Origin of the sequence: Curtobacterium sp. KBS0715 (assembly GCF_005938005.2) — a bacterium.
Lineage (GTDB): Bacteria > Actinomycetota > Actinomycetes > Actinomycetales > Microbacteriaceae > Curtobacterium > Curtobacterium flaccumfaciens.
Genome location: NZ_VCCA02000001.1, coordinates 2,693,349 through 2,718,403, shown reverse-complemented (window position 1 = coordinate 2,718,403; position 25,055 = coordinate 2,693,349). Strand labels below are relative to the sequence as shown.

General features: G+C 70.8%; 24 protein-coding genes. 21 read left to right on the top strand and 3 right to left on the bottom strand.

Translation table 11 applies throughout. The features are described from left to right. The first annotated feature begins 4 nt into the window (after positions 1 to 4). From nusA to rbfA, 4 genes are all read left to right on the top strand, one after another. Positions 5 to 1,000, top strand: coding sequence for a transcription termination factor NusA (gene nusA / locus FFG40_RS12970; RefSeq protein ID WP_027465762.1), 996 nt, complete (start codon positions 5 to 7; stop codon positions 998 to 1,000). 68 nt (positions 1,001 to 1,068) lie between these two features. Further along, positions 1,069 to 1,380 carry a YlxR family protein gene (locus tag FFG40_RS12965; RefSeq protein ID WP_031259737.1) on the top strand — a complete coding sequence of 104 codons (312 nt, stop codon included), beginning with the start codon at positions 1,069 to 1,071 and terminating at the stop codon, positions 1,378 to 1,380. Between the two features lie 74 nt (positions 1,381 to 1,454). Next, positions 1,455 to 4,304 carry a translation initiation factor IF-2 gene (gene infB, locus FFG40_RS12960; protein ID WP_138803585.1) on the top strand — a complete coding sequence of 950 codons (2,850 nt, stop codon included), beginning with the start codon at positions 1,455 to 1,457 and terminating at the stop codon, positions 4,302 to 4,304. A 113-nt stretch (positions 4,305 to 4,417) separates the two neighbouring features. Then, positions 4,418 to 4,891 carry a 30S ribosome-binding factor RbfA gene (rbfA, locus tag FFG40_RS12955; RefSeq protein WP_071244776.1) on the top strand — a complete coding sequence of 158 codons (474 nt, stop codon included), beginning with the start codon at positions 4,418 to 4,420 and terminating at the stop codon, positions 4,889 to 4,891. Here rbfA and FFG40_RS12950 read toward each other — a convergent pair. After that, positions 4,888 to 5,814, bottom strand: coding sequence for an A/G-specific adenine glycosylase (locus FFG40_RS12950; protein WP_395876409.1), 927 nt, complete (start codon positions 5,812 to 5,814; stop codon positions 4,888 to 4,890). The genes rbfA and FFG40_RS12950 overlap by 4 nt on opposite strands. A gap of 52 nt (positions 5,815 to 5,866) precedes the next feature. Here FFG40_RS12950 and FFG40_RS12945 point away from each other — a divergent pair, with 52 nt between their 5' ends. From FFG40_RS12945 to FFG40_RS12925, 5 genes are read left to right on the top strand one after another with little or no spacing between them, the layout of a single operon-like run. Next, positions 5,867 to 6,313, top strand: coding sequence for a hypothetical protein (locus FFG40_RS12945; protein ID WP_138803584.1), 447 nt, complete (start codon positions 5,867 to 5,869; stop codon positions 6,311 to 6,313). A 22-nt stretch (positions 6,314 to 6,335) separates the two neighbouring features. After that, complete coding sequence (gene truB / locus FFG40_RS12940) at positions 6,336 to 7,298, top strand: tRNA pseudouridine(55) synthase TruB (RefSeq protein WP_071244775.1); 963 nt, start codon at positions 6,336 to 6,338, stop codon at positions 7,296 to 7,298. Continuing rightward, entirely contained in the window at positions 7,295 to 7,660 is a 366-nt protein-coding gene (locus FFG40_RS12935) for a hypothetical protein (protein ID WP_138803583.1), read from the top strand. Before truB ends, FFG40_RS12935 begins: the two co-directional genes overlap by 4 nt. Before the next feature lie 45 nt (positions 7,661 to 7,705). After that, positions 7,706 to 8,161, top strand: coding sequence for a hypothetical protein (locus tag FFG40_RS12930; protein WP_138803582.1), 456 nt, complete (start codon positions 7,706 to 7,708; stop codon positions 8,159 to 8,161). 8 nt (positions 8,162 to 8,169) lie between these two features. Beyond that, the gene (locus FFG40_RS12925; RefSeq protein WP_138803581.1) at positions 8,170 to 9,132 is read left to right on the top strand and encodes a bifunctional riboflavin kinase/FAD synthetase; all 963 of its coding nucleotides are present in this window, start codon (positions 8,170 to 8,172) and stop codon (positions 9,130 to 9,132) included. A gap of 99 nt (positions 9,133 to 9,231) precedes the next feature. Here the strand turns inward: FFG40_RS12925 and FFG40_RS12920 are convergent, their stop codons facing one another. Both FFG40_RS12920 and FFG40_RS12915 read right to left on the bottom strand, forming a co-directional pair. Next, complete coding sequence (locus FFG40_RS12920; protein WP_027465754.1) at positions 9,232 to 10,464, bottom strand: DUF349 domain-containing protein; 1,233 nt, start codon at positions 10,462 to 10,464, stop codon at positions 9,232 to 9,234. A gap of 113 nt (positions 10,465 to 10,577) precedes the next feature. Continuing rightward, the gene (locus tag FFG40_RS12915; RefSeq protein ID WP_138803580.1) at positions 10,578 to 11,390 is read right to left on the bottom strand and encodes a peptidylprolyl isomerase; all 813 of its coding nucleotides are present in this window, start codon (positions 11,388 to 11,390) and stop codon (positions 10,578 to 10,580) included. Between the two features lie 129 nt (positions 11,391 to 11,519). Here FFG40_RS12915 and FFG40_RS12910 point away from each other — a divergent pair, with 129 nt between their 5' ends. The 12 genes from FFG40_RS12910 to nusB all read left to right on the top strand — a co-directional run bounded on the left by FFG40_RS12910 (position 11,520) and on the right by nusB (position 25,051). Continuing rightward, positions 11,520 to 12,872, top strand: a complete 1,353-nt coding sequence (locus FFG40_RS12910) for a replication-associated recombination protein A (RefSeq protein WP_083404133.1) — start codon at positions 11,520 to 11,522, stop codon at positions 12,870 to 12,872. Positions 12,873 to 13,106: 234 nt separating this feature from the next. Further along, positions 13,107 to 13,736, top strand: a complete 630-nt coding sequence (rpsD, locus tag FFG40_RS12905; RefSeq protein WP_017887166.1) for a 30S ribosomal protein S4 — start codon at positions 13,107 to 13,109, stop codon at positions 13,734 to 13,736. Positions 13,737 to 13,859: 123 nt separating this feature from the next. After that, entirely contained in the window at positions 13,860 to 14,042 is a 183-nt protein-coding gene (locus FFG40_RS12900; protein ID WP_027465751.1) for a hypothetical protein, read from the top strand. Positions 14,043 to 14,101: 59 nt separating this feature from the next. Further along, complete coding sequence (alaS, locus tag FFG40_RS12895; RefSeq protein WP_111023067.1) at positions 14,102 to 16,759, top strand: alanine--tRNA ligase; 2,658 nt, start codon at positions 14,102 to 14,104, stop codon at positions 16,757 to 16,759. An 8-nt stretch (positions 16,760 to 16,767) separates the two neighbouring features. After that, positions 16,768 to 17,211 (top strand): Holliday junction resolvase RuvX, encoded by a 444-nt coding sequence (gene ruvX, locus FFG40_RS12890; protein WP_185974240.1) that lies wholly within the window; start codon positions 16,768 to 16,770, stop codon positions 17,209 to 17,211. Positions 17,212 to 17,304: 93 nt separating this feature from the next. After that, on the top strand, positions 17,305 to 18,867 hold the full coding sequence (mltG, locus tag FFG40_RS12885; RefSeq protein WP_260678873.1) for an endolytic transglycosylase MltG: 1,563 nt from the start codon (positions 17,305 to 17,307) through the stop codon (positions 18,865 to 18,867). 43 nt (positions 18,868 to 18,910) lie between these two features. Beyond that, positions 18,911 to 20,131, top strand: coding sequence for a chorismate synthase (gene aroC, locus FFG40_RS12880; RefSeq protein WP_027465748.1), 1,221 nt, complete (start codon positions 18,911 to 18,913; stop codon positions 20,129 to 20,131). After that, positions 20,128 to 20,799, top strand: a complete 672-nt coding sequence (locus FFG40_RS12875; protein ID WP_185974179.1) for a shikimate kinase — start codon at positions 20,128 to 20,130, stop codon at positions 20,797 to 20,799. Before aroC ends, FFG40_RS12875 begins: the two co-directional genes overlap by 4 nt. Then, complete coding sequence (gene aroB / locus FFG40_RS12870) at positions 20,796 to 21,893, top strand: 3-dehydroquinate synthase (RefSeq protein ID WP_027465746.1); 1,098 nt, start codon at positions 20,796 to 20,798, stop codon at positions 21,891 to 21,893. The genes FFG40_RS12875 and aroB overlap by 4 nt, the downstream gene beginning before the upstream one ends. 328 nt (positions 21,894 to 22,221) lie before the next feature. Continuing rightward, positions 22,222 to 23,913 (top strand): AarF/ABC1/UbiB kinase family protein, encoded by a 1,692-nt coding sequence (locus tag FFG40_RS12865; RefSeq protein WP_138803578.1) that lies wholly within the window; start codon positions 22,222 to 22,224, stop codon positions 23,911 to 23,913. A gap of 110 nt (positions 23,914 to 24,023) precedes the next feature. Further along, a complete protein-coding gene (gene efp / locus FFG40_RS12860; protein WP_027465745.1) occupies positions 24,024 to 24,587 on the top strand; it encodes an elongation factor P in 564 nt (187 codons plus the stop codon). A gap of 11 nt (positions 24,588 to 24,598) precedes the next feature. Beyond that, positions 24,599 to 25,051, top strand: coding sequence for a transcription antitermination factor NusB (gene nusB, locus FFG40_RS12855; protein ID WP_027465744.1), 453 nt, complete (start codon positions 24,599 to 24,601; stop codon positions 25,049 to 25,051). Positions 25,052 to 25,055: the final 4 nt, after the last annotated feature.

Below are 25,055 nucleotides of genomic sequence, written 5' to 3'. Positions count from 1 at the left end.
CTCGGTGAAGATCGATCTCGCAGTCCTGCGACTCATGGAGCGCGAGCGGGAGATCCCGTTCGACGAGCTCGTCCAGATCATCGAATCTGCCATCCTGACCGCCTACCAGAAGCACGCCGACGAGAACGGCGAGCCGGCCCACGCGCAGTCGCGTGTGGAGCTCGACCGCAAGTCCGGCGAGGTCAGCGTCTACGTCCCCGAGCTCGACGACGAGGGCACCGTCATCGGTGAAGCCGTCGACCAGCCGAGCGACTTCGGTCGCATCGCGGCCTTCGCGGCGAAGCAGGTCATCAACCAGCGCCTGCGCGACATCGGCGACGACAAGATCCTCGGCGAGTTCCGCGGCAAGGAAGGCGACATCGTCGCGGGCGTGGTCCAGCAGGGCCCGAACCCGAAGATGGTGCACGTCGACCTCGGCACGATCGAGGCGATCCTGCCGCCCGAAGAGCAGGTGCCGGGGGAGTCCTACACGCACGGCTCCCGCATCCGCGTCTACGTGACGAGCGTGGCCCGTGGCAACAAGGGCCCGCAGATCATCGTGTCGCGCACGCACCCGGGTCTGGTCCGGAAGCTCTTCGCGCTCGAGGTCCCGGAGATCGCGTCCGGTGTCGTCGAGATCACCTCGCTCGCCCGCGAGGCTGGGCACCGCACGAAGATCGCCGTCAAGGCGAACGAGCCCGGCGTGAACGCGAAGGGTGCCTGCATCGGCGAGCTCGGCGCACGTGTCCGGGCCGTCACGAACGAGCTCGGTGCCGAGAAGATCGACATCGTCGACTACTCCTCCGACCTGGCGTCGTTCGTCGCGAGCGCCCTGTCGCCCGCCAAGGTGACGAGTGCGTTCGTGCTCGACGCCTCGACGAAGGCCGTCCGGGCGCTCGTGCCGGACTACCAGCTGTCGCTCGCGATCGGCAAGGAAGGGCAGAACGCCCGCCTCGCCGCGAAGCTCACCGGTGCCCGCATCGACATCCAGCCGGACTCCATCCTGGACGGCGAGGACTAGGACGGTTTCGCTCCCGGCGCGCCCTGCGAGGGCGCGCCGGATCGCGCACGTCCGAGGCAAGGAGTAGAGTGGTTCCCGTCAGAACGTGCATCGGCAGTCGTCGTCGCGCTTCCCGATCCTCCCTCCTCCGAGTCGTCGCCCTGAGCGACGGTCGTGTGGTGGCGGATCCGAAGGCAGTCATGCCGGGGCGGGGAGCATGGCTCACACCGACCGTCGATGCCTACGATCTGGCCGTCAAGCGCAGGGCTTTCCGCCGTGCGCTCCGGTTGGATCGCGATCCCGACACGTCCGCGGTGCTCGACCACATCGTCGGTCTCCCACAGGAACCGGCCGAGCGCCCGGACATGACAGAACAGGCTGAACGGCTTATGGACAACTGATGAGCGGCTCGAAATGAGACCCGTCATCCATTGAGTCCTGCCCCTTCACGGGGTGGGACCCGTGAAGGAGAACAGTGGCTAAACCACGCGTACACGAGATCGCAAGCGAACTCGGCGTCGACAGCAAGACCGCACTCGAGAAGCTCAAGGAGCTCGGCGAGTTCGTCCGGGGTGCCAGCTCGAGCATCGAGCCCCCCGTGGCACGGAAGCTCCGTGCCGCCCTCCAGGCAGACGGCGCCCCCGCGGCGAAGCCCGCCGCCTCGGCCTCCGCGCCGAGCGCACCCGCCAAGGCCAGCGCGCCGAAGTCGAGTGCACCCAAGCCCGGCGGCCCCCGTCCGGGTCCGGCTCGTCCGGCACCGGCTCCCGAGCCCGAGGCCCCGGCAGCACCCGCTGCCGACGTGCCCGCGCCGGCCGCACCGAAGTCCGTCGCCCAGCGACAGGCCGAGGCCGAGGCCGCGCAGAAGGCCCGCGCCGAGAAGCAGGCCGCTGAGAAGCAGGCCGCCGAGGCTGGCGGGACGACCGAAGCGGCGCCGAAGTCCGACGCCGTGAAGCCGGGCACCAGCCCGAAGGCTCCCGCGGCCGCCGGTCCGAAGCCGGGTGGCCCCAAGCCCGGTGCACGTCCGGGCAACAACCCGTACTCGTCGAACCAGGGCATGGGCTCGCGCCCGCCGCGCCCCGGCAACAACCCGTACTCGTCCAACCAGGGCATGGGCCAGCGCCCGGCCGCCGGCGCAGCCGGTGGCGGTGGCATCCCGCGTCCGCAGCCCCCGCGTCCGGGCACGCCCCGTCCGGGTGCTCCGCGTCCGGGTGGTCCCGGTCAGGGCAACCGTCCCAACGGCTTCGGGCAGCGCCCGGGCCAGGGTGGTGGCCGTGGCGGCCCCGGTGCCCGTCCGGGTGCCGGCGGCGGTGCCGGTGGCGGCTTCCCGCGTCCGGCCTTCAGCGGCCCGCGTCCCGCCGGTGGCGGTGGCCGTGGTCGTGGCCCCGGTGGTGGTACCGCCGGTGCGTTCGGTCGCGGTGGCGGCAAGAGCCGTGCCCGCAAGTCGAAGCGGACGAAGCGCGCCGAGTACGAGATGCGTCAGGCACCGTCGCTCGGCGGTGTGCAGGTCCCTCGCGGCGACGGCAACACGGTCGTCCGACTCCGTCGTGGTGCGAGCATCTCGGACTTCGCGGACAAGATCGACGCCATGCCCGGCAACCTCGTGACGGTGCTGTTCCACCTCGGTGAGATGGCGACCGCGACCGAGTCGCTGGACGAGGCCACGTTCGAGGTCCTCGGTGACGAGCTGGGCTACAAGATCCAGATCGTCTCGCCCGAGGACGAGGACAAGGAGCTCCTCGAGGGCTTCGACATCGACCTCGACGCAGAACTCGAGGACGAAGACGACGACGTGCTGCAGCAGCGGCCGCCGGTGGTCACCGTCATGGGTCACGTCGACCACGGCAAGACCCGCCTCCTCGACGCGATCCGCAACTCGAAGGTCGTCGAGGGCGAGGCCGGTGGCATCACCCAGCACATCGGTGCGTACCAGATCGTCGCGCAGCACGAGGGCATCGACCGCCCGATCACCTTCATCGACACCCCGGGTCACGAGGCCTTCACGGCCATGCGTGCTCGTGGTGCCCAGGTGACGGACATCGCGATCCTCGTGGTCGCGGCGGACGACGGCATCATGCCCCAGACCATCGAGGCGTTGAACCACGCGCAGTCGGCCGGTGTGCCGATCGTCGTCGCGGTCAACAAGATCGACAAGGAAGGCGCGAACCCCGCCAAGGTCCGCCAGCAGCTCACCGAGTACAACCTGGTGGCCGAGGAGTACGGCGGCGACGTCATGTTCGTCGACGTGTCGGCGCGGCAGAACATCGGTATCCAGGAACTCCTGGACGCCGTGCTGCTCACCGCGGACGCCGGTCTCGACCTGCGTGCGAACCCCGACAAGGACGCCCGTGGTGTCGCGATCGAGGCCCGGCTCGACAAGGGTCGCGGTGCAGTCGCCACGGTCCTCATCCAGTCCGGCACGCTCCACGTCGGTGACGCCATCGTGGCGGGCACGGCCTACGGCCGAGTCCGTGCGATGACGGACGAGAACGGGGTCGCGGTCAAGGCCGCGACGCCGAGCCGCCCGGTCCAGGTGCAGGGTCTGTCCTCGGTGCCCCGCGCCGGCGACACCTTCCTCGTCACCGAAGAGGACCGCACGGCTCGTCAGATCGCCGAGAAGCGTGAAGCCGCCGAGCGCAACGCCCTGCTGGCGAAGTCGCGCAAGCGCATCTCGCTCGAGGACTTCACCCGTGCGCTCGAAGAGGGCAAGGTCGAGTCGCTCAACCTCATCATCAAGGGTGACGTCTCCGGTGCCGTCGAGGCACTCGAGCAGTCGCTCCTGGACATCGAGGTCGACGACAGCGTCCAGCTCCGCATCCTGCACCGCGGTGTCGGTGCGATCACGGAGTCGGACATCGACCTCGCCACGATCGACAACGCCATCGTCATCGGCTTCAACGTCCGTCCGGACGTCAAGGCCCGTGAGCGTGCGGCGCGTGAAGGCATCGACGTGCGCTTCTACTCGGTCATCTACAACGCACTCGACGACATCGAGCAGTCCCTCAAGGGCATGCTCAAGCCCGAGTACGAAGAGGTCCAGTCGGGCGTCGCCGAGATCCGCGAGGTGTTCCGTTCCTCGAAGTTCGGCAACATCGCGGGTGTCATCGTCCGCTCCGGCACGATCACGCGCAACGCCAAGGCGCGCGTCATCCGTGAAGGCGTGGTGATCGCCGATGGCCTGGCCATCGAGTCGCTGCGTCGCTTCAAGGACGACGTGACCGAGGTCCGCACGGACTTCGAAGCCGGTATCGGTCTGGGCAAGTTCAACGACATCCAGATCGGCGATGAGGTCGAGACGACCGAACTCGTCGAGAAGCCGCGCGACTGATCGCGTGACTCCTCTGGGCCCCGGCCTCCCCGTGCGGGAGGCCGGGGCCCGACCCCTTTCCCACGCAGGACCACCGGCGGGAAGCGTCCCGCCATCGCCTCAGGAGGCACCCAATGGCCGATCCGCAGCGCGCACGCAAGATGGCGGACCGCATCAAGGAAGTCGTCGCACGTCGACTCGACAAGGGTCTGCGGGACCCGCGACTCGGGTTCGTCACGATCACCGACGTCCGTGTGACCGGCGACCTGCAGCACGCGTCGATCTTCTACACCGTGTACGGCACCGACGAGGAGCGTGCGGACTCCGCCGCGGCGCTCAAGGCCGCGACCGGCATGCTCCGGTCCGAGGTCGGCAAGAACATCACCGCCCGGCTCACGCCGTCGCTCGAGTTCATCGCCGACGCCCTGCCCGAGACCTCGGCGCACATGGAGGACCTGCTCGTTCAGGCCCAGGTCCGTGACGAGCAGGTGCGAGCAGCGTCGGTCGGCGCGACGTACGCCGGCGACGCCGATCCGTACAAGCGCGACGAGGACGACGACACCGACGACGCCGCCGAGACCGACGGCTCCGCCGAGCCGCGTTCCTAGATCCCGGGCAGCTGGTAGCCGCTCGCGTCGTCCCCGACGGCCAGTCCGTCACGCAGGAGCGACGCGAGCGCCCGGTCGCGCTGGTCGGCGTCCGGCCACACCGGTTCGATCTCGTACCGGGTGACCGGCACGTCGCTGGCGCGCAGCTCGGCCATGATCAGGCCACGCACCTGGCGGTCACTGCCGGCGAACCTCGCCTGCCGCGGAGCCCGCGGCCCGTCGTGCTCCGGGTACCCGGCCGCACGCCACGCGCAGCGGTCCGCGATCGGGCACGCATCGCACGCGGGGGAGCGGGACACGCACACGAGCGCGCCGAGCTCCATCACGGCCGCGTTCGTGGCGGCTGCGTCGTCGCGGTCCGCCGGCAGTACAGACTCCATCAGCGGGAGGTCCTGCTTCGCCTTCGCCGGCCCGGGTTCGCCCTGGCCGAGGACCGCACGAGCGAGCACGCGGCGCACGTTGACGTCCACCACCGGGTGCCGGTCGCCGTACGCGAAGACCGCGACGGCCCGCGCGGTGTAGTCGCCGATGCCCGGCAGCGCGAGCAGCGCGTCGACGTCTCGCGGCACGACGTTGCCGTGGTGGGTCGCGATCGCGGTCGCCGCCGCGTGGAGCGCGAGCGCGCGTCTCGGGTAGCCGAGCCGGTCCCAGGCGCGCACCGCCTCGGACGGCGGCGAGTCCGCGAGGTCGCGAGGCGTCGGCCACCGGGTGAGCCACGCCTCCAGACGGGGGATCACGCGCGCGACCTGCGTCTGCTGCAGCATGATCTCGCTGACGAGCGTCCCCCACGCGGGGAAGCCGGGGCGGCGCCACGGCAGGTCCCGCGCCTGCTGCCGGAACCACGCGATCAGCGGGGTCGCGATGTCGGGCCGTTCCGGCGTGGCCGGCTCCTGCACACCGCGTCGCGCGGTCGGTTTGTCCACATCCGGTCTGGAGGCCCGACTCGCGTTCACCTCGACAGCCTACGGTGGAGGCATGGCACGCTGGGCACCCGAAGAGACCGACACGATGGCTGCGATCGCCGCAGAGGCGATCGCGCAGGTCGGCACGAACCGCACCGTCATCGGCGTCGACGGGCAGGACGGCACCGACCTCGAACGGGTCGCGGCCGCGCTCGTCAACGGTTTCGAGCAGCACGGGGTCTCCGCGATGGCGGCCGCCGCGCCGTCCGCCGACCAGGACACGCTGCGGTCCGACCTGGTGACGCCCTTCCGCACGACCGGAGCCGGCGACGGTGTCCTGATCGTGCACGGACGGGGCGTCCTGGCTCCCGGGGTGCGCACCCTGTGGCGCTGGTCGCTGTGGGTGGAGCAGGAGTCCGGCCGGCTCGAGCGCCGCGCCGATGTAAAGATCGCTGCCTCCGCCGTGCTCGACGTCACCGATCCCGAGCACCCTCGCCGCGAGTGGAACGACGCCTGCTGACCGGCGCTGGTAATCTCGCCTGGTGCTCGAAACCGCGCCGGACGGCATCCTCCTCGTCGACAAACCGCAGGGGATCTCCAGCCACCGGGTGGTCTCCATCGCCCGACGGCGCCTCGGCCTGAAGAAGGTCGGCCACGCCGGGACCCTCGACCCCATGGCCACCGGGCTGCTGCTGCTCGGCATCGGGCCGTCCACCCGGTTGCTGACGCACCTGGTGGGCCTCGACAAGACCTACACCGCGACCATCCGGCTCGGCGTCTCGACGGACTCCGACGACGCCGACGGCACGCCGACCGCTGCTGTCGGTGTGGCCGCTGCCGACGTCTCGGACGACGCCGTCGAGACCGCTGTCGCAGCACAGCGGGGCGTGATCGACCAGGTCCCGTCCACGGTCAGTGCGATCAAGGTCGACGGGCGCCGCGCCTACGACCTGGCGCGCAAGGGCGAGGCGGTGGAGCTCAAGTCCCGCACGGTGACCGTCTCGCAGTTCGACGTGACGACCCGGAACGAGCGGACCGTCGCCGTCGACGGCACCGACGTCGCCGTGGTGGACCTCGACGTCGTCGTGACCTGCTCGTCGGGCACCTACGTCCGCGCACTCGCCCGTGACGTCGGCGCTGCCCTCGGCACCGGGGCGCACCTCGTCGCGCTCCGGCGGACCCGCGTCGGACCGTTCGACGTGCAGGACGCCATCGACCTCGAGGACGACGCCGTCGACGTCCGCGCCGCGCTCGCACGTCCGGCGGACATCGCCCGGCGACTCTTCTCGTCCGTGACCCTCGACGCAGCCTCGGCGAAGGACCTCACCGACGGCAAGCGCGTCGCGGCCGAGCACCCCGACTCGGACGGTCCGGTGGCAGCGGTCACCGCGTCCGACGACCGGCTGGTCGGCCTCGTCTCCGTCCGCCGTGGACTGCTCCGGGTCATCACGAACTTCCCGACGCCCGGTGCGTCGTCCTCCTCGCAGACCGGAGCGCGCGCGTGATCGAGTGGTACATGTGGGTGCAGCTGGTGCTCGCCGTGATCGTGGGGCTCTTCGCGGTCGTCGTGGGGTTCATCGGCTGGAAGCCGAACGACTACACCGTCGGCGCCCTCGTGCTCATCGAACTGCTGCTCCTGGTGCAGGGCGTCATCTCGATCGTGCTGCCGGCGACGGGCAGTCCGCCCGACGGCAACGCGCTCGAGTTCGGGGTGTACGCCGTGTCGGTGCTGCTCGTCCCACCGGCCGCGGTCGTGTGGGCACTGATCGACCGCACGAAGTGGAGCACCGTGGTGCTCGGTGCCGGCGCCTTCACCGTCGCGGTGATGGTCTACCGGATGTACCAGATCTGGTTCGCGTTGAACTGACGCCGGAGGTCATGCGCGGAGCCGCGCGTCGGTAGAATCGGTGCAATGGCGACCAGATCCTCACTCGCGACCGGCATCGGCCGCGTCCTCATCGCCGTGTACGGCATCCTCGCGCTGGCGGCGACCGGACGCAGCGTCGTGCAGATCATCGAGAAGTTCTCGTTCGCACCGTTCGCCTACACGCTCAGTGCCATCGCTGCCGTCGTCTACATCGTCGCGATGATCGCCCTGATCGTGCCCGGCCGGTTCTGGTACCGGGTCGCCTGCGTCACGATCGTGTTCGAGATGACCGGCGTGCTCGTCATCGGCACCCTGTCGCTGTTCGACCGCCAGCTGTTCCCCGACGACACCATCTGGTCGTACTACGGCATGGGCTACGCCTTCGCGCCGCTCGTGCTGCCGATCGCCGGGCTCTGGTGGCTCCGCAAGCACCACCGCACCGCCATCACCGAGTCGGCGGCACCGGCTGCGTCCTCGTCCACCGCCCCGGCGAGCGAGTAGGAGCCACCGTGCAGTTCTACGAGGACACCGCCGACGTGGCGGACGGGTTCGGGCCGAGTGCGGTCACCATCGGCAAGTTCGACGGCGTGCACGTCGGGCACCGTGCCGTCATCGCACACCTCGAGCGTGCCGCCCGCGAGCACGACCTCGTGGCCACCGTGGTCACGTTCGACCGCCACCCGCTCAACGTCATCGACCCGCCGCACGTCCCGCCGGCCCTGACGAGCACCGCGCAGCGCCGCGAACTGCTCGAGGACGCCGGGGTCGACGCCACCCTGCTGCTCCGCTTCGACCAGGAACTGCAGTCGAAGTCGCCCGAGGCGTTCGTGTCCGAGATCCTCGTCGACACCCTGCACGCCCGGCTCGTCTTCGTCGGCAGCGACTTCCGCTTCGGCGCGAAGGGCGCCGGCGACGTCGAGCTGCTGCGTGCCCTGGGGGAGCAGCACGGGTTCACGGTCGAGCTCATCGACGATGTGGACCTGATCGACGACGTCCGACCCGACGGTGAGCGCCGGGTGTCCTCCACCTGGATCCGGGAGCTCCTGGGCCAGGGCCGCGTGGCCGAGGCCGCACGACTCCTCGGGCGGGAGCACGCCGTGCGGAGCGTCGTGGTGCACGGCAACCAGCGCGGCCGGGCGATGGGGTACCCCACCGCGAACCTCGACCCGGCGTGCGAGGGCTTCGTCCCCGCCGACGGCGTCTACGCCGCCCGGGTGCTGCACGACGGCACCGTCTACCCGGCAGCGGTGTCGGTCGGCAACAACCCGACGTTCGAGGGCGTGCCGGCGAAGCAGATCGAGGCGCACCTGCTCGACGTCGACATCGACCTGTACGGGGACCGGATCTCGGTGCTCTTCGTGTCGTACGTGCGCGGCATGGTGAAGTTCTCGTCGATGGACGAGCTCGCCGCGCAGATGCGGCAGGACGACCTCGACATCCGACTGCTGCTCGGACTGCCCACGCCGGTCTGACCTGCCGGCACGCTGGCCTGGTTCGCCCGCTGGTGCCCCTGGTACGGCGACGCCCCCGTGACCGATCGGTCACGGGGGCGTCGTTCGTGGTGCGGAGGCTCAGCCGCCCAGGGCGTCGAGCCAGATCTTGCGGGCGTCGAGGGCTTCCTGCGCGTCCTTGATCTTCCGGGCGTCGCCGGTGGCCTGTGCCGCCGCGAGCTCGGACTGGAGCTTGCCGATCGCGTCTTCCAGCTGGCTCGCCAGACCGTTCTGACGGGCCTTGCGCTCCGGGTTCGATTCCTTCCAGTGCGCGTCCTCGAGCCCACGGACGTGGTCCTCGACGGCGCGCAGGCGGTCCTCGACCCGACGGACGTCGCCGCGGGGGACTTTGCCGATCTCGTCCCACCGGCGCTGGATGCCGGTGAGGGTCTTGCGCGCGGCGACCCGGTCGGTCGCCTGCAGGAGCGGCTCGGCCTCGGTCAGCAGGGCCTGCTTCGCCTCGAGGTTGGCGGAGAACTCTTCGTTCTCGGCTGCGCTCTCGGCGTGGCGCTGCTCGAACAGCACGTCTCCGGCGGCCTTGAAGCGCGCCCAGAGCGCGTCGTCGTGGCGCTTGCCGGCACGCCCGGCGTTCTTCCAGTCGTCGAGGAGCTGGCGGTAGTCCGGGATCGCATCGGAGCCGCGGGGCGCGAGGGCCTCGGCCTGCGCCACGAGCTCCTGCTTGCGGGTCCGGGCGTCACGGTGCTGTGCGTCGAGCTCGGAGTAGAAGGCACGACGGTGCTGGTCGACGGTGGACCGCGCTGCGCGGAACCGCTTCCAGAGGTCGTTGGCCTCGTTCTTGGGGATCCGCGGCCCGTCGTGCTGGTGCTGCTGCCAGCGCGCGAACACGTCGTCGAGCTGCGCCGTGATCTGCTTCCACTGCGCGCGCGCCGGGTCCACCGCGGCGAGTGCCTCGGCTTCCTCGACCAGGGCGGTGCGGTGCGCCAGGGCGTCCTGCAGCGCCTGCTGCGCCTGTTCCGCCTGCTCCTTGGTGAGCGAGCCGAGCTGCTCGGTGAGCGCGCCCACGCGGGTCTCGAGCGACTTGATGTCACCCACCACGCGTGCATCGGCGACCAGGGCGGTCAGGTGCTCGACCGTCCGGGCGACGTCGTTCGCCGACGCACCACGCTGGACGCGCTGCTCGGCGATCTTCACCTGCCCCTCGAGGTCGGCGTACTTCCGCGCGAAGTAGGCGAGGGCTTCTTCGGGGGTGGCGTCCGGGTACTCACCGACAGCACGTTCGGTCTCTTCGTACCGGACGTACACGGTCCCGTTCTCGTCGACCCGCCCCCAGGTCGTTGCTTCGTCAGATCCCACAGGTCTCGCCTCGATCGTGGTCGTGCATCGCCGACGTCACCGTCGGCACGGTCAGGTCGTCAGCCTATTGCACGGACGGGCTCCGCCGCCCGACCGGTGCGACGGGTTGTGGACTACTTCTGCTCCGCGATGGTCGCGTCGGTGATCTTCGTCGCCACCTTCGGCTCGCCGGTGCCGTCGCTGCCGGGCGACGCGATGCCCTTCGCGGCGATCTTCGACTCGAGCTCGGACAGCCCGCTCGTGACCTTGCCGACGACCGTGTATCCGCCAGTCGAGCCGTCGAGCGTGGTGTCCCCGTAGACGATGAAGAACTGCGTCGACTGCGAGTACGGGGAGTCCGACCGTGCGATCGCGATCGTGCCCTTCTCGTAGACGCCGTCCTCCGGCACGTTCTCGAGCGGGCCGTACTCGAAGCCGGCGTCGCCGGTGCCGTCGCCGTTCGCGGAACCGCACTGCAGGAACTTCAGCCCGTCGCTGTCGGCGAGCCGGTGGCAGGTGGTGCCGTTGTAGAACTGCTCACGGATCAACGAGATCTCGGCACTCGTGGCCTGCGGCGCCTTCGCGCCGTCCAGCTCGATGCCGAGGTCGATGTCCTTGTTGAGCGTGAGGGTGCCGGTCCAGGTCGCGCCCTTCGCGATCGACTTGCTCGGCACGTCGCCGGTGTTGCCGGCCGTGGCACTGGCCGACGGCGTGGCCGTCGACGACGCGGAGGCGCTCGGGGCCGGGGCGTCCGACCCCCGCGATCCGGCGAAGGCGAGCTGCGACCCGGTGGCGAGGGCCGCGACGAGGACGAGGGCACCGGCGCCGATCAGGTTGTCCCGCACGCGGCGGCGTCGCTGCCGCTCGTGGAGGCCCTGGCGGGCCTGGTAGAGGCGGAGGCGCTCGCGTGCCTCACGGTTGTCACGCGCTGGGTTCTTCGGTGCCACGGTGCTGGTCTGCCCTCTCGTCGCAGTGTGCAACGAGCGTAGCCGAACGGTCGCCGTCACCAGCAGGGAGGCGCGGCCTGCGTCGGTGGACCGGCCTACGATTGCAGGATGGCAGCGGATCGTTCGGGAATGCACGCGCCCACCACGGGTGGTCGCGCCGGTCTCGCGCAGGGTTCCGTCCCGCTCGCCGTCCGGATGCGCCCCACCAGCCTCGACGAGGTCGCCGGTCAGCAGCACCTGCTCGGCCGGGGTTCGCCCCTGGTGCAGCTCGCCACCGGCACGCGTGAGAACCCCGGCGGGGTCTCCGTGATCCTGTGGGGACCGCCCGGCACCGGCAAGACCACGCTGGCGCAGGCCATCGCACGGCAGTCCGGTCGCGAGTTCGTCGAGCTCTCCGCCGTGACCGCCGGCGTGAAGGACGTGCGCGAGGTCATGGAGAAGGCGCTGACCCACCGCGACCTGTACGGGTCGACCACGGTGCTGTTCCTCGACGAGATCCACCGGTTCAGCAAGGCCCAGCAGGACGCCCTGCTGCCCGGTGTCGAGAACGGGTGGGTCATCCTGATCGCCGCCACCACCGAGAACCCGTCGTTCTCGGTGATCTCGCCCCTGCTGTCCCGCTCGCTGCTCCTGACGCTCAAACCGCTCACCGATCCCGACCTCGGCATGCTCGTCGACCGCGCCGTGGAGGACCCCCGCGGGCTCGGCGGTGCCGTCGTCCTCGGTGACGAAGCCCGCAGCGCGATCATCCGGCTCGCGTCCGGTGACGCCCGACGCGCCCTGACGGCGCTCGAGGCCGCGGCGGCGTCGGCCACCGCCGCGCAGGACGAGGACGACGACACCGTGCCCGTCGTCGACGCCGACACCGTCGCGGCGGCGGTCGACCGGGCCCTGCTGCGCTACGACCGACAGGGTGACGAGCACTACGACGTCATCAGCGCGTTCATCAAGTCGGTGCGGGGGAGCGACGTCGACGCCGCCCTGCACTACCTCGCCCGGATGATCGAGGCCGGCGAGGACTCGCGGTTCATCGCCCGGCGGATCATCATCTCCGCGTCCGAGGACATCGGCATGGCCGACCCGCAGGCCCTGCCCATCGCCGTCGCGGCGGCCCAGGCCGTCCAGCTCATCGGGATGCCCGAGGGACGGATCCCGCTGGCCGAGGCGGTCGTCTACCTGGCGACGGCGCCGAAGTCGAACGCCGCCTACAACGGGGTCAACCAGGCGATGGCCGACGTCAAGGCGGGGCGCATGGGCACGGTCCCGATGCACCTGCGCGACGCGCACTACGCCGGGGCGAAGCGCCTCGGGCACGGCAAGGGGTACGTCTACTCGCACGACGCCGAGCACGGGGTCGCCGAGCAGCAGTACCTGCCGGACGCACTCGAGGGCACCGAGTACTACACGCCGACGGCCAACGGCTACGAGCGCGAGGTCGGGCCGCGGCTCGAACGGCTCCGGAAGATCACACGCGGCCACTAGCGTCGGTGCTTCTGCGCTCGCCCCGATGCTGCTAGCATTACCGGGCCTACGTCCTGGTCCTCGAGCACGGCTGCGTCGAGGACAGAGTGCCACTCCGGTGGTACGGGGGCAGAGGTTCGGACTGTAGCCGTCCGATCCCACAGGCTCATCCCTCTGGATCCCGTCGTCGGGGCCACCGGCACTCGCGTGCCCGGCCTCCGGTGAGTATTCAGTTCGAACAGAGAAAAGGACCCTGTGTCTACCAAGTCACGTACCCGCAGCAAGACCCGTCTGTCGCGCGCACTCGGCATCCCGCTGACGCCGAAGGCTGCCCGTTACCTCGAGAAGCGCCCCTACGGGCCCGGTGAGCACGGCCGTACGCGCCGTCGTGCGGACAGCGACTACGCCGTCCGCCTCCGTGAGAAGCAGCGTCTGCGCGCCCAGTACGGCATCCGCGAGAAGCAGCTCCGCATCGTCTTCGAAGAGGCCCGCAAGACGAAGGGCCTGACCGGTGAGAACCTGGTCGAGCTCCTCGAGCAGCGCCTCGACGCCCTCGTGGTCCGTGCCGGCTTCGCCCGCACCACCGCGCAGGCCCGTCAGCTGATCGTGCACCGCCACATCCTGGTCGACGGCAAGCTCGTCGACCGCCCGTCCTTCCGCGTCAAGGAGGGCCAGCTGATCCACGTCAAGGCGAAGTCCGAGTCGATGGAGCCCTTCCAGGTCGCCGCTGCCGGTGGCCACCAGGAAGTCCTCCCGAAGGTCCCGGGCTACCTCGAGGTCGAGATCGAGAAGCTCCAGGCCCGCCTCGTGCGTCGCCCGAAGCGCGCCGAGGTCCCCGTGACCTGTGAAGTGCAGCTCGTCGTCGAGTACTACGCAGCTCGCTGATCCACTGATCACACCCGAACGGCGGGTCGTCCTCTCGAGGGCGACCCGCCGTTCGGCGTTCCGGCACCGGCGACTAAGCTTGTCCGGGCATGCACCGCCCGGGTGCACAGAGGGAGAGGCACCGTGAAGCAGCTGTTCTTCGTCGCCGTCGGCATCGTCATCGGGTTCGCCGTCGCACACCGGGTCGCCCAGACCTCCGGTGGCGCCCGGCTCTTCGCCGAGGTGAACGCCAAGACGAAGGCCTTCACGGGAGCCGTCGCGGACGGCTACCGGTCGCGCGAGGCCGAGCTCCGTACCGACGTCTGAGCGCTCCGACCGAGCAGCCACGACCCTCCTCCACCCACGACCTGAACCCAGGAAGCACCATGCAGACCGCAGAGATCCGCCGCCGTTGGCTCCAGTACTTCGGTGACCGCGGCCACACCGTCGTCCCGTCCGCGTCCCTCGTTTCAGACGACCCGTCGCTCCTCTTCACGGTCGCCGGCATGGTGCCGTTCATCCCGTACCTGACCGGTCTCATCCCGGCCCCGTTCCCGCGGGCGACGAGCGTGCAGAAGTGCATCCGCACGAACGACATCGAAGAGGTCGGCAAGACCCCTCGCCACGGCACGTTCTTCCAGATGAACGGGAACTTCTCGTTCGGCGACTACTTCAAGGAGCAGGCGATCCAGTTCGCCTGGGAGTTCCTGACCAAGCCGGAGACCGACGGCGGGCTCGGCTTCTCGCCGGACGACCTCTGGGTCACCGTCTACGAAGAGGACGACGAGGCGATCGGCTTCTGGAAGCAGCACTCCTCGCTGCCCGACGAGCGGATCCAGCGCCTCGGCAAGGACACCAACTACTGGTCGACCGGACAGCCCGGACCGGCGGGTCCCTGCTCGGAGATCTTCTTCGACCGTGGCCCCGAGTACGGCATCGACGGCGGCCCGGCGACGGACGACGACCGGTACGTCGAGATCTGGAACCTCGTCTTCATGCAGTACCAGATCGCCGACGTGCGGTCGAAGTACGACTTCGAGATCACCGGCGAGCTGCCGAACAAGAACATCGACACCGGCATGGGGCTCGAGCGCGTCGCCTTCATCAAGCAGGGCGTCGACAACATGTACGAGATCGACCAGGTGCGCCCGGTGCTCGACCGCGCGGCCGAGATCTCCGGCCGGCGCTACGGTGCCGTGCACGAGGACGACGTGCGGATGCGCGTCATCGCCGACCACGTCCGTTCCTCGCTGATGCTCATCGCCGACGGCGTGAGCCCGTCGAACGAGGGCCGCGGGTACATCCTCCGTCGGCTGCTCCGTCGCACCGTCCGCGCGATGCGCCTGCTCGGTGTCGAGGCCCCCACGTTCCCCGAGCTCTTCCCGGCGTCCCGCGACGCCATGCGCGACGCCTACCCCGAGGTGGCGTCCGACTACGACCGGATCTCCCGCATCGCCTACGCGGAAGAGGAGACCTTCCTCCGCACCCTGGCGCAGGGCACCACCATCCTCGACGTCGCCGTCGAGCGCGCGAAGCAGGACGGCGCCCCCTCGATCGGCGGCGACACGGCGTTCCTGCTGCACGACACCTTCGGGTTCCCCATCGACCTGACGATGGAGATGGCCGAGGAAGCCGGCGTCCACGTCGACCGCACGGCGTTCGAGACCCTGATGTCCGAGCAGCGTGCCCGGGCGAAGGCCGACGCGAAGAGCAAGAAGACCGCGATCGCCGACCTCAGCGTGTACAGCGCGTTCCGGGCGAAGGGCGAGACGACGTTCCTCGGCTACGACGCGCTCGAGGCCGAGACGCGCGTGCTCGGCATCATCGTCGGCGGCGTGAGCGTCGACCGTGCGGTCGCCGGCGACATCGCCGAGGTCATCCTCGGCGAGACCTCCCTGTACGCCGAGTCCGGCGGCCAGGACGCCGACCAGGGGTCGATCGTCGGCAACGGGTTCGACCTCGAGGTCCTCGACGTCCAGCGACCGGTCTCCGGACTGTGGAGCCACACCGTGCAGGTCCGCTCCGGTGAGGTCGGCGTCGGCGACGCCGCGAGCACCGTCGTCGACGCGGAGTACCGCCGCGGTGCGACCCAGGCGCACTCCGCGACGCACCTGGTCAACGCGGCCCTCCGCGACATCCTCGGGCCGGAGGCGCTGCAGGCCGGTTCGTACAACAAGTCCGGCTACATGCGCCTCGACTTCTCGTGGTCGCAGCCGGTCTCGCTCGAGACACGCTCCGAGATCGAGGAGGTCGTGAACACCGCGATCCGCACCGACCTCGAGGTCTCCACGCGCATCCTGCCCATCGACGAGGCGAAGGCCCTCGGGGCACAGGCCCTGTTCGGTGAGAAGTACGGCGCCGAGGTCCGCATGGTCGACATCGGCGGCCCGTGGTCCCGCGAGCTCTGCGGTGGCACGCACGTCGCCTCGAGCGCGCAGATCGGGCTCGTCAACCTGGTGGGGGAGTCGAGCGTCGGTTCGACGAACCGCCGGGTCGAGGCACTGGTCGGGCTCGAGGGGTTCCGCGACCTCGCCGTCGAGCGCACGATCGTGTCGCAGCTCTCCAGCGCGCTCAAGGCCCCCCGTGCCGACCTGCCGGCCCGCGTCCAGAACCTGATGGAGGACCTCCGGTCCGCCCAGAAGAAGCTCGCCGAGTACGAGTCGGCGAACCTGCAGCAGCGCGTGCCCGCCATCGCCCGCAACGCCACGACCGTCGGTGCCACCACCGTGGTCGCCGAGACGGTCGACGGCCTGCAGTCCGGCGACGACCTGCGCTCGCTCGCCACCGGCGTGCGAGGCCAGCTCGGTGACGGCGCGGCCGTCGTCGTGCTCGGGGCGGTCGTCGGTGGCAAGCCGATCGTGATCGTCGCGACCAACGACGCTGCTCGTGCTGCGGGCGTGCAGGCGGGCCCCCTCGCGAAGGAGGCCGCCGGCGTGCTCGGTGGCGGTGGCGGCGGCAAGCCGGACCTGGCGCAGGGCGGCGGGACCGACGCGGCCGCGCTCCCCGCGGCGCTGCGTGCCGTGACCGCACGGCTCGCGGGCTGACCGTGGGCATCCGGTCCGGGCGTCGCCTCGGCGTGGACGTCGGACGCGCCCGGATCGGGGTCGCCGTGTGCGACCGCGACGGCCTGCTGGCGACGCCGGTCGAGACCGTCCGGCGTGACGACTCGGGGGACCTCCGGCGGATCCTCGAGCTCGCGGACGAGTACGACGTGCTCGAGGTCGTCGTCGGGCTGCCCCTGTCGATGTCGGGTGGGGACACGGCCTCGACCGAGGACGCCCGTGTCTTCGCCGCCCGGATCGCGGCGCGACGGCCGGTGCGTCTGGTCGACGAACGACTGTCGACCGTGACGGCCCAGCGGGGGCTGCACCAGGCCGGCAAGAACACGAAGAAGTCCCGGGCCGTGATCGACCAAGCAGCCGCTGTTATCATTCTGCAACACGCGCTCGACCACGAGCGCAGTGCCGGTGCCCCTCCGGGCACCACGCTTCCCTGACAGGGCTGCCCGGTACCGCACATGGGTGCTCTCGTCGTCAGCTGCGAGGACGACGGTGCCCAGGTGGAGTTCCCGACCGAGAGACCGAGGACGTTGGCAGACGATCTGGACTGGAACGCGATCATCGCGCCCGGCAACGACGCCGAGCGGCGGAAGACGACTTCCGACCGCACGACAGGCACCGATGACCGCGACGACGCTGGTCAGGTGACCCCACCGCCGGTGCCTCCGATGTCCCGACGCGAAGCCCGAGCCCTCGAGGCCGAACGGGCCCGCGTCGCAGCGACCGACGAGTCGCCGGTCGCCGAGCGGACCATCGATTCCCCACCAGCCGCACGTGACGAACGCCCCACGTCACCCGCCGACGCGCCGATCGCCACCCGTCCCGAAGACCTGCACCCCGAGGTCGCCGCACTGCTGACCGGCGAGCTGCCGACGGAGCGCGCGGCGACCGCTGCGGGCGGCGGATCCGGGGCCGACGGGACGGACGACGGTGACGTGACCGGCGGCGGTGGCGCCGCGGGAGGCGGTGGCCGCGGGGGACGAGGCGGGGGAGGCCGCGCCTCCAGGCCGCCCCGGGAGCCACGGCCGAAGCGCCGACGCGGACCGCTCGTCGCCGGACTCGTCATCGTCGCGGTGGTGCTCGCCGCCGGCGTCGGCGCCTACACCTTCGCCGCACCCAAGTTCCAGCAGCTCATCGCGGCGATCAGCGGCGCGCAGGAACCCGACGACTACACCGGCGACGGCACCTCGAAGGTGACCATCACCATCAAGCAGGGTGACATCGGCGAGAACGTCGCCGCGACGCTGCAGCGCAGCGGCGTCGTCAAGGACTCGAAGGTGTTCTACAAGCTCCTGCTGGCCTCGCCGGACGTGCAGTTCCAGCCCGGTTCGTACGCGCTGAAGAAGCAGATGAGCTCGAAGTCCGCGCTCGCGGCACTGCAGGACACGAAGAACCGGGTGCAGGCGTCGATCATCATCCCCGAGGGCACCGCACTCGCCGACATCGAGGCCGGGATGGTCTCGAAGGCCGGCCTGACCAAGCAGGAGGTCGACGCGGCCGCGAAGGACCTGACGGCCTACGACCTGCCGTCCGGCGTCACCACGCTCGAGGGTTGGCTCTTCCCCGCGACCTACCCGATCAACCCGGGCTGGACCGCCGAGCAGTACTTCAAGTCGATGGTCGACACCATGAAGGAGCACCTGTCCGCCGCCGGCGTCAAGGAGGCCGACCAGGAGCGCACCATCGTCTTCGCGTCGCTGGTGCAGAAGGAAGCCGGCCTCGCGGCCGACTACCCGAAGGTCGCCCGGGTGTTCCAGAACCGCCTCGACCAGGGCATGCGCCTGCAGTCCGACGCCACCGTCGCCTACGGCACGGGCAACACGCACACCGTGACGACGACCGACGCCGAACGGGCCGACGAGTCGAACGCGTACAACACGTACGTGCACGAGGGGCTGCCGCCGGCACCGATCTCGAACCCCGGGGACATCGCGATCAAGGCCGTGACGAACGAGGCTCCGGGCAAGTGGCTGTACTTCGTGACGGTGAACCTGGAAACCGGCGAGACGGTGTTCTCGAACACCTACGACGAGCACCTCGTCGCAGTGAAGCAGTTCCAGGCGTGGCTCCGGGCGCACCCCGACTACCAGTAGGACGGCGACGTCGCACGGCGGTGCGCTGTGGGAGGATTGCCGCATGCTTCGTTGGTTGACTGCTGGTGAGTCCCACGGACCCGAACTGATCGCCATGCTCGAGGGCCTGCCCGCGGGTGTCCCGGTGTCGTTCGAGTCCATCCGTGCCGATCTCGCGCGCCGCAAGCTCGGCTACGGCCGTGGCTCGCGGATGAAGTTCGAGCAGGACGAGCTGCACGTGTCCGGCGGCGTCCGGCACGGCTACTCGCTCGGCAGCCCCATCGCGATCCGCATCGGCAACACCGAGTGGCCGAAGTGGGTCGAGGTCATGAACCCCGAGCCGATCGAGTCCACCGAGATGTCCCGCGGGCGGAGCGCCCCGCTCACCCGACCGCGTCCGGGTCACGCCGACCTGGTCGGCATGCAGAAGTACGGCTTCGACGAGGCCCGCCCGATCCTGGAGCGCGCGAGCGCCCGCGAGACCGCTGCCCGTGTGGCGCTCGGCGCCGTCGCGAAGTCGTTCCTGGCCGAACTCGGCATCCGCTCGGTGGCGCACACGCTGCAGGTCGGGACCGTCCGGGTCCCGGACGGCACGGAGCTGCCGCTGCCCGACGACGTGGACCGGCTCGACGAGGACCAGCTGCGCTGCTTCGACCCCGAGACCTCGGCACGGATGGTCACCGAGGTCGAGGCCGCGAAGAAGGACGGCGACACCCTCGGCGGCGTCGTCGAGGTGCTGTTCTACGGTGTTCCGCCGGGCCTCGGCTCGCACGTGCACTGGGACCGCCGGCTCGATGCCCGCCTCGCCGCGGCGATCATGGGGATCCAGGCCATCAAGGGCGTCGAGGTCGGCGACGGCTTCGCGACCGCCGGGCGCCGGGGCTCCGCCGCCCACGACGAGCTGTACCGCGAGGACGGCGAGATCTACCGCACGAGCGACCGCGCCGGTGGGACCGAGGGCGGGATGTCCACGGGCACCGTGCTGCGGGTCCGCGCCGGCATGAAGCCGATCGCGACCATCCCGCACGCCCTGCACACCGTGGACGTCGTCTCCGGTGAGGACGCCTCGGCGCACCACCAGCGTTCGGACGTCTGTGCCGTGCCCGCGGCGGGCGTCGTCGCCGAGGCGATGGTGGCCCTGGTGCTCGCCGATGCCGTGCTCGAGAAGTTCGGCGGCGACAACGTCGTCGAGACGAAGCGCAACCTCGACGCCTACCTCGCCGCGATCCCGGAGACCCTGCGGACGCGCCGGACCGAACCGTCGGCGACCTCGACCGACCTGTGAGCACCGACATCCGACGCGCCGATGCGCCCGTGGTCGTCATCGGCCCGATGGGCGCCGGCAAGTCGAGTGTCGGCAAGCGGGTGGCGAAGGTCCTCGGCGTCCCGTTCACGGACACCGACCGGGTCATCGTGCGCGAGCACGGGCCGATCCCCGGGATCTTCGCCGACCGCGGTGAGCCGGCGTTCCGCGCCCTCGAAGCCGAGGCCGTGCGGGCAGCGCTGGCCATCGGCGGCGTGATCGCCGTGGGTGGCGGAGCCGTCACCCACGCGGACACCCGGCAGGCCCTGAGCGGGGCGCGCATCGTCCTGCTCACCGTGTCGCCCGAGGCCGTCGCCGACCGCATCGCCGGGTCCGACCGGCCGCTGCTGGCGAACGGCGGGATTGACGCCTGGCAGACGATCATGGATGAGCGGGCCGCCACCTACGCCGAGCTCGCGCACGTCGTGGTCGACACGTCCCGCCGGCCGATGTCCCGCGTGGTCGACGAGGTTGTCACGTGGCTGCGGAGCGACGCCGGCACCACCGAGCGCAGCGACGCCGGCACCACCGAGCGCAGCGACGCCGGCACCACCGAGCGCAGCGACGCCGGCACCACCGAGCGCAGCGGCACCACCGCCGCGCCCGGCAGCACGACCAGCAGCACCACCAGCACCGAAGGAGCACCGTGACCGAGTCGACCCTGCCCGCCGGGACCACCGAGATCCGGGTCGGCGGTGACGACGGCTACACGGTGGCCGTCGGCACGGACCTGCTCGGCGCCCTGCCCGCGATCCTGGGCCCGCGTGTCGCCAAGGTCCTCATCGTGCACTCGCCGACGCTCGGTGCCCGGGCGAACGAGCTCCGTGCGCTGCTGGTCGAGGCCGGGCTCGAAGCCCTGATCGCCGAGGTCCCCGACGCCGAGGGCGCCAAGCGCGTCGAGGTCGCGGCGTTCTGCTGGCAGATCATGGGGCAGGCCGACTTCACCCGAACCGACGCGGTCATCGGCCTCGGTGGCGGTGCCGTCACCGACCTGGCGGGCTTCGTCGCCGCGACCTGGCTGCGCGGTGTGCCGTACGTGGCCGTCCCGACCAGCGTGCTCGGCATGGTGGACGCCAGCGTCGGCGGGAAGACGGGCATCAACACGAACGAGGGCAAGAACCTGGTGGGCGCGTTCTATGCCCCCCGCGCCGTCGTCGTGGACCTCGACCTCGCCCGCACGCTGCCGCGCAACGAGATCCTGACCGGCTTCGCGGAGATCGTGAAGGCCGGGTTCATCGCCGTGCCCGAGATCCTGGACATCGTCGAGGCCGACGTCGACCGGGTGACCGACCCGACGACGCCGGAGTTCCGCCGGGTCGTCGAGCTCGCCATCGCGCTCAAGGCCGAGGTCGTCTCGGACGACTTCACCGAGCAGGGCCGACGCGAGATCCTGAACTACGGACACACCCTCGGGCACGCGATCGAGCACGCCGAGCGGTACCAGTGGCGCCACGGGGCGGCGGTGTCGGTCGGCATGGTGTTCGCCGCCGAACTCGCCCGGCTCACCGGCCACCTGGACGACGCCACGGTCGACCGGCACCGGGCGATCCTCGAGTCGCTCGACCTGCCGACCTCGTACGGTGTCGGTCGGTGGCAGGGGCTGCTCGCCACGATGCGTCGCGACAAGAAGGCCCGTGCCGGCATGCTGCGGTTCATCATCCTGGACGGCGTCGGCAAGCCCGTCGTGCTCGAGGGACCCGAGGACCACCTGCTCTTCACCGCCTACCAGGAGGTCGGCGTCTAGCCACGCCGGTCATCGCAGGACCCGTCGCGTCCTGCGCCACCACCAGGTGACACGCGTCGAGACGGTGACCCAGGTGAACCGATGCCAGGCCACGCCCCGAACCGGCTGACGACGGCCGCGACGATCGCCGCTCCGGCGGCGATGCACGCCGCGATCAGTGCGGTCTCCACGGCACGAGTGTCCGCTCCAGGACCGAGCCCCGCGCCGGGCCCGCGCCGACCTGTGGAAGCCGCGCCGGGCCTCCAGGCTGTGGAGGAGGACGGGACCACGTGACGGACCGCACCACCCGCACGCTGCGGACCCAGCACCGGGGAGCAGACTGGCGGGCGTGCCCACCCCACCCCGACTGAGCGACCTCTCCGGCCCGCGCGATGCCGACACCGGCACCCTGCGCTCCCGTGGTCGGCGCTTCACCGAACTCCTCTCGATCGCCCGCCGCCACCACCTGGTGCCGTTCCGTCGTCTCGACTTCTCGCACGACCCGGCCACCTCGGACCTGCGTCGTGACCAGGCCGAGCACCTGCGTCGGGCCCTCGAGGAAGCCGGCGGTGGGTTCGTGAAGATGGGCCAGCTGCTCTCCACCCGCGACGACCTGCTGCCCGAGGAGTGGACCGAGGGACTTGCACACCTGCAGCGGAACGTCACGGCGGCGCCGGCGGACGAGGTCCGTGCGCTCCTCGAGCAGGAGCTCGGTGCCCCGGTCGACCAGGTCTTCGCGACCTTCGACCCGGTGCCTGTCGCAGCGGCGTCCATCGCGCAGGTGCACCGCGCCCGGCTGTCCGACGGCACCGCGGTCGCCGTGAAGGTGCAGCGGCCGGGGATCGACGCCGCGGTGCGTCGCGACGTCGACATCGCGCTGCGGGTCGTCCGGTTCATGGCCCGGTGGTCGACCGAGGCGCGGCAGGTCGGGGTGCAGGACATCGCCGGCCAGTACGCGGACGACCTGATCCGGCAGGTGGACTTCGTCTCCGAGCTCCGGAACCTCACGGCGCTGCGTGCGGCCCAGGCCCGCAGCGCGCGTCCGGACGAGGTCCGGTTCCCGGACCCCTACCCGGACCTGTCCGGCCGGCGTGTGCTCGTGATGGAGTTCCTGGAGGGCGACACGCTCAGCGCGATCCGCGCCGAGCGTTCCGAGCGGGACCTCGACGCGCCGATGCGCGCGATCCTCCGCGCCTTCCTGCGCCAGGTCGTCTTCGACGGCCTGTACCACGCGGACCTGCACCCGGGGAACGTCCTGGTGCTGCCCGACGGGCGGCCCGCGTTGATCGACTTCGGATCGGTCGGGAGGCTCGACCCGGGTCTCCGGGACACGGTCCAGGACCTGTTGGCCGCCTACCTGCAGGACGACACGTCGCGGATCGCCGATGCCGTCCTGCGGATGGCGCCCGTGCGCGATGCGCACGACGAGCCCGACTTCCGTCGGGACATCGCCCGCTTCGTCGCGGACGAGCTCGGCCCGGGTGCGCGCATCGGTGTCGACACCGTGGACGACGCGGTCGAGGTCTTCGGGCGGTACCGGTTGAAGCCGCCGCCGGACTTCGTCGCCGCGGCCCGCGCCCTGGCCATCTTCGAGGGCACCCTCCGCACGCTCGCACCGTCGTTCGACCTGCTCGAGGAGTCCCGCGGACTCGCCCGGGAGCAGATCACCGACCAGCTCCGGCCCGGCAAGCTCCGCGACCTGGCGGCGAAGGAACTGCTCGGCGTCGTGTCGGCTGCCCGACGCCTGCCCCGCCGGGTGGACCGCATCGGCGAGGCGATCGAGACCGGACGGTTCACGGTGAACATCCGGCTCTTCGCGGACAGCCGCGACCGGCAGCTCGTGTCCGGCATGATCCGGCGCATCCTGCTCGTGCTGCTCGGCGCGGGAGCGGGGATCCTGGCGATCGTCTACCTGGCGTTGCCGGCACGACCGACGGCGGCCCTGTCCACCGGGGTCGCGGGCGGGTTGCTCGGGGGAGCGGCGGTGGTGCTGCTCGGCTGGGCGGCGATCGACGCCTGGCTCGCCCGACGGCGACGCTGACCGCGGCGCGTGCCGCTCCGGCCGCCGGGCGGGCGTCCGCTACACTCGTCCGGGGCCGTCCGCGGCCCGAGGACACTTCACAACACGACCGAACGGGACACCGACGACTCATGGCCAGTACCACAGACATCAAGAACGGCGCCGTTCTCATCATCGACGGCCAGCTGTGGTCGGTCGTCGAGTTCCAGCACGTCAAGCCGGGCAAGGGCGGCGCGTTCGTCCGCACGAAGCTCAAGAACGTCGTCTCCGGCAAGGTCGTCGACCGCACGTTCAACGCCGGCGCGAAGATCGACACCGCGACCGTCGACCGTCGTGACTACCAGTTCCTCTACGAGGACGGCGACTCCTACGTGTTCATGGACACCGACACGTACGACCAGATCCCGGTCTCCGCGACCGTGGTCGGCGACGCCAAGAACTACCTGCTCGAGTCCGCGATGGTCACCATCGCGATGAACGAGGGCAACCCGCTGTACGTCGAGCTCCCGACGTCGATCGTCACCGAGGTCGAGACCGAGCCCGGCCTGCAGGGCGACCGTTCCTCCGGTGGCACCAAGGACGCGACCATCATCGCGACCGGCCACCGCATCCAGGTCCCGCTGTACCTGGAGAGCGGCACCCTGGTGAAGATCGACACGCGCGACGGCAGCTTCCTCGGCCGCGTCAACTCCTAGGCGCTGACCGTATGAGTGCTCGTTCGAAGGCCCGCAAGCGCGCCCTCGACATGCTGTACGTGGCCGAGGTGCGTGAGCTGCCGATCGCGGACGTGCTCGCCACCGAGACGGTCCGGCACCTGGACCAGCCGGAGCGTGCCTCCAGCTGGGACTACGCGCGCCAGATCGTCACCGGTGTCGACGACGCCCGTCACGAGATCGACTCCGTCATCGTGGACCACGCCCAGGGCTGGTCGATCGCCCGGATGCCGGTCCTCGACCGCTGCATCCTGCGGATGGCCGTGTGGGAACTCCGGTTCAACCCTGAGGTCCCCGACGCCGTCGCGATCGCCGAGGCGGTCGAACTCGCGCAGTCGCTGTCCACCGAGGACTCGGCGGGCTTCGTCAACGGCGTGCTCGGGGCCGTCGCCGGCGGTCGCGCACCGTCCGGTCGGACGGTCGCAGGAGACCAGGAGTCCCGGTAGGGTT

Excerpts from the sequence above, each read along its gene's own strand:
- alaS (WP_111023067.1), top strand. The coding sequence starts at position 14,102 with ATGCAGACCGCAGAGATCCGCCGCCGTTGGCTCCAGTACTTCGGTGAC.
- FFG40_RS12910 (WP_083404133.1), top strand. The coding sequence starts at position 11,520 with ATGCACGCGCCCACCACGGGTGGTCGCGCCGGTCTCGCGCAGGGTTCC.
- FFG40_RS12930 (WP_138803582.1), top strand. The coding sequence starts at position 7,706 with ATGGCGACCAGATCCTCACTCGCGACCGGCATCGGCCGCGTCCTCATC.
- aroC (WP_027465748.1), top strand. The coding sequence starts at position 18,911 with ATGCTTCGTTGGTTGACTGCTGGTGAGTCCCACGGACCCGAACTGATC.
- FFG40_RS12945 (WP_138803584.1), top strand. The coding sequence starts at position 5,867 with ATGGCACGCTGGGCACCCGAAGAGACCGACACGATGGCTGCGATCGCC.
- rbfA (WP_071244776.1), top strand. The coding sequence starts at position 4,418 with ATGGCCGATCCGCAGCGCGCACGCAAGATGGCGGACCGCATCAAGGAA.
- efp (WP_027465745.1), top strand. The coding sequence starts at position 24,024 with ATGGCCAGTACCACAGACATCAAGAACGGCGCCGTTCTCATCATCGAC.
- nusB (WP_027465744.1), top strand. The coding sequence starts at position 24,599 with ATGAGTGCTCGTTCGAAGGCCCGCAAGCGCGCCCTCGACATGCTGTAC.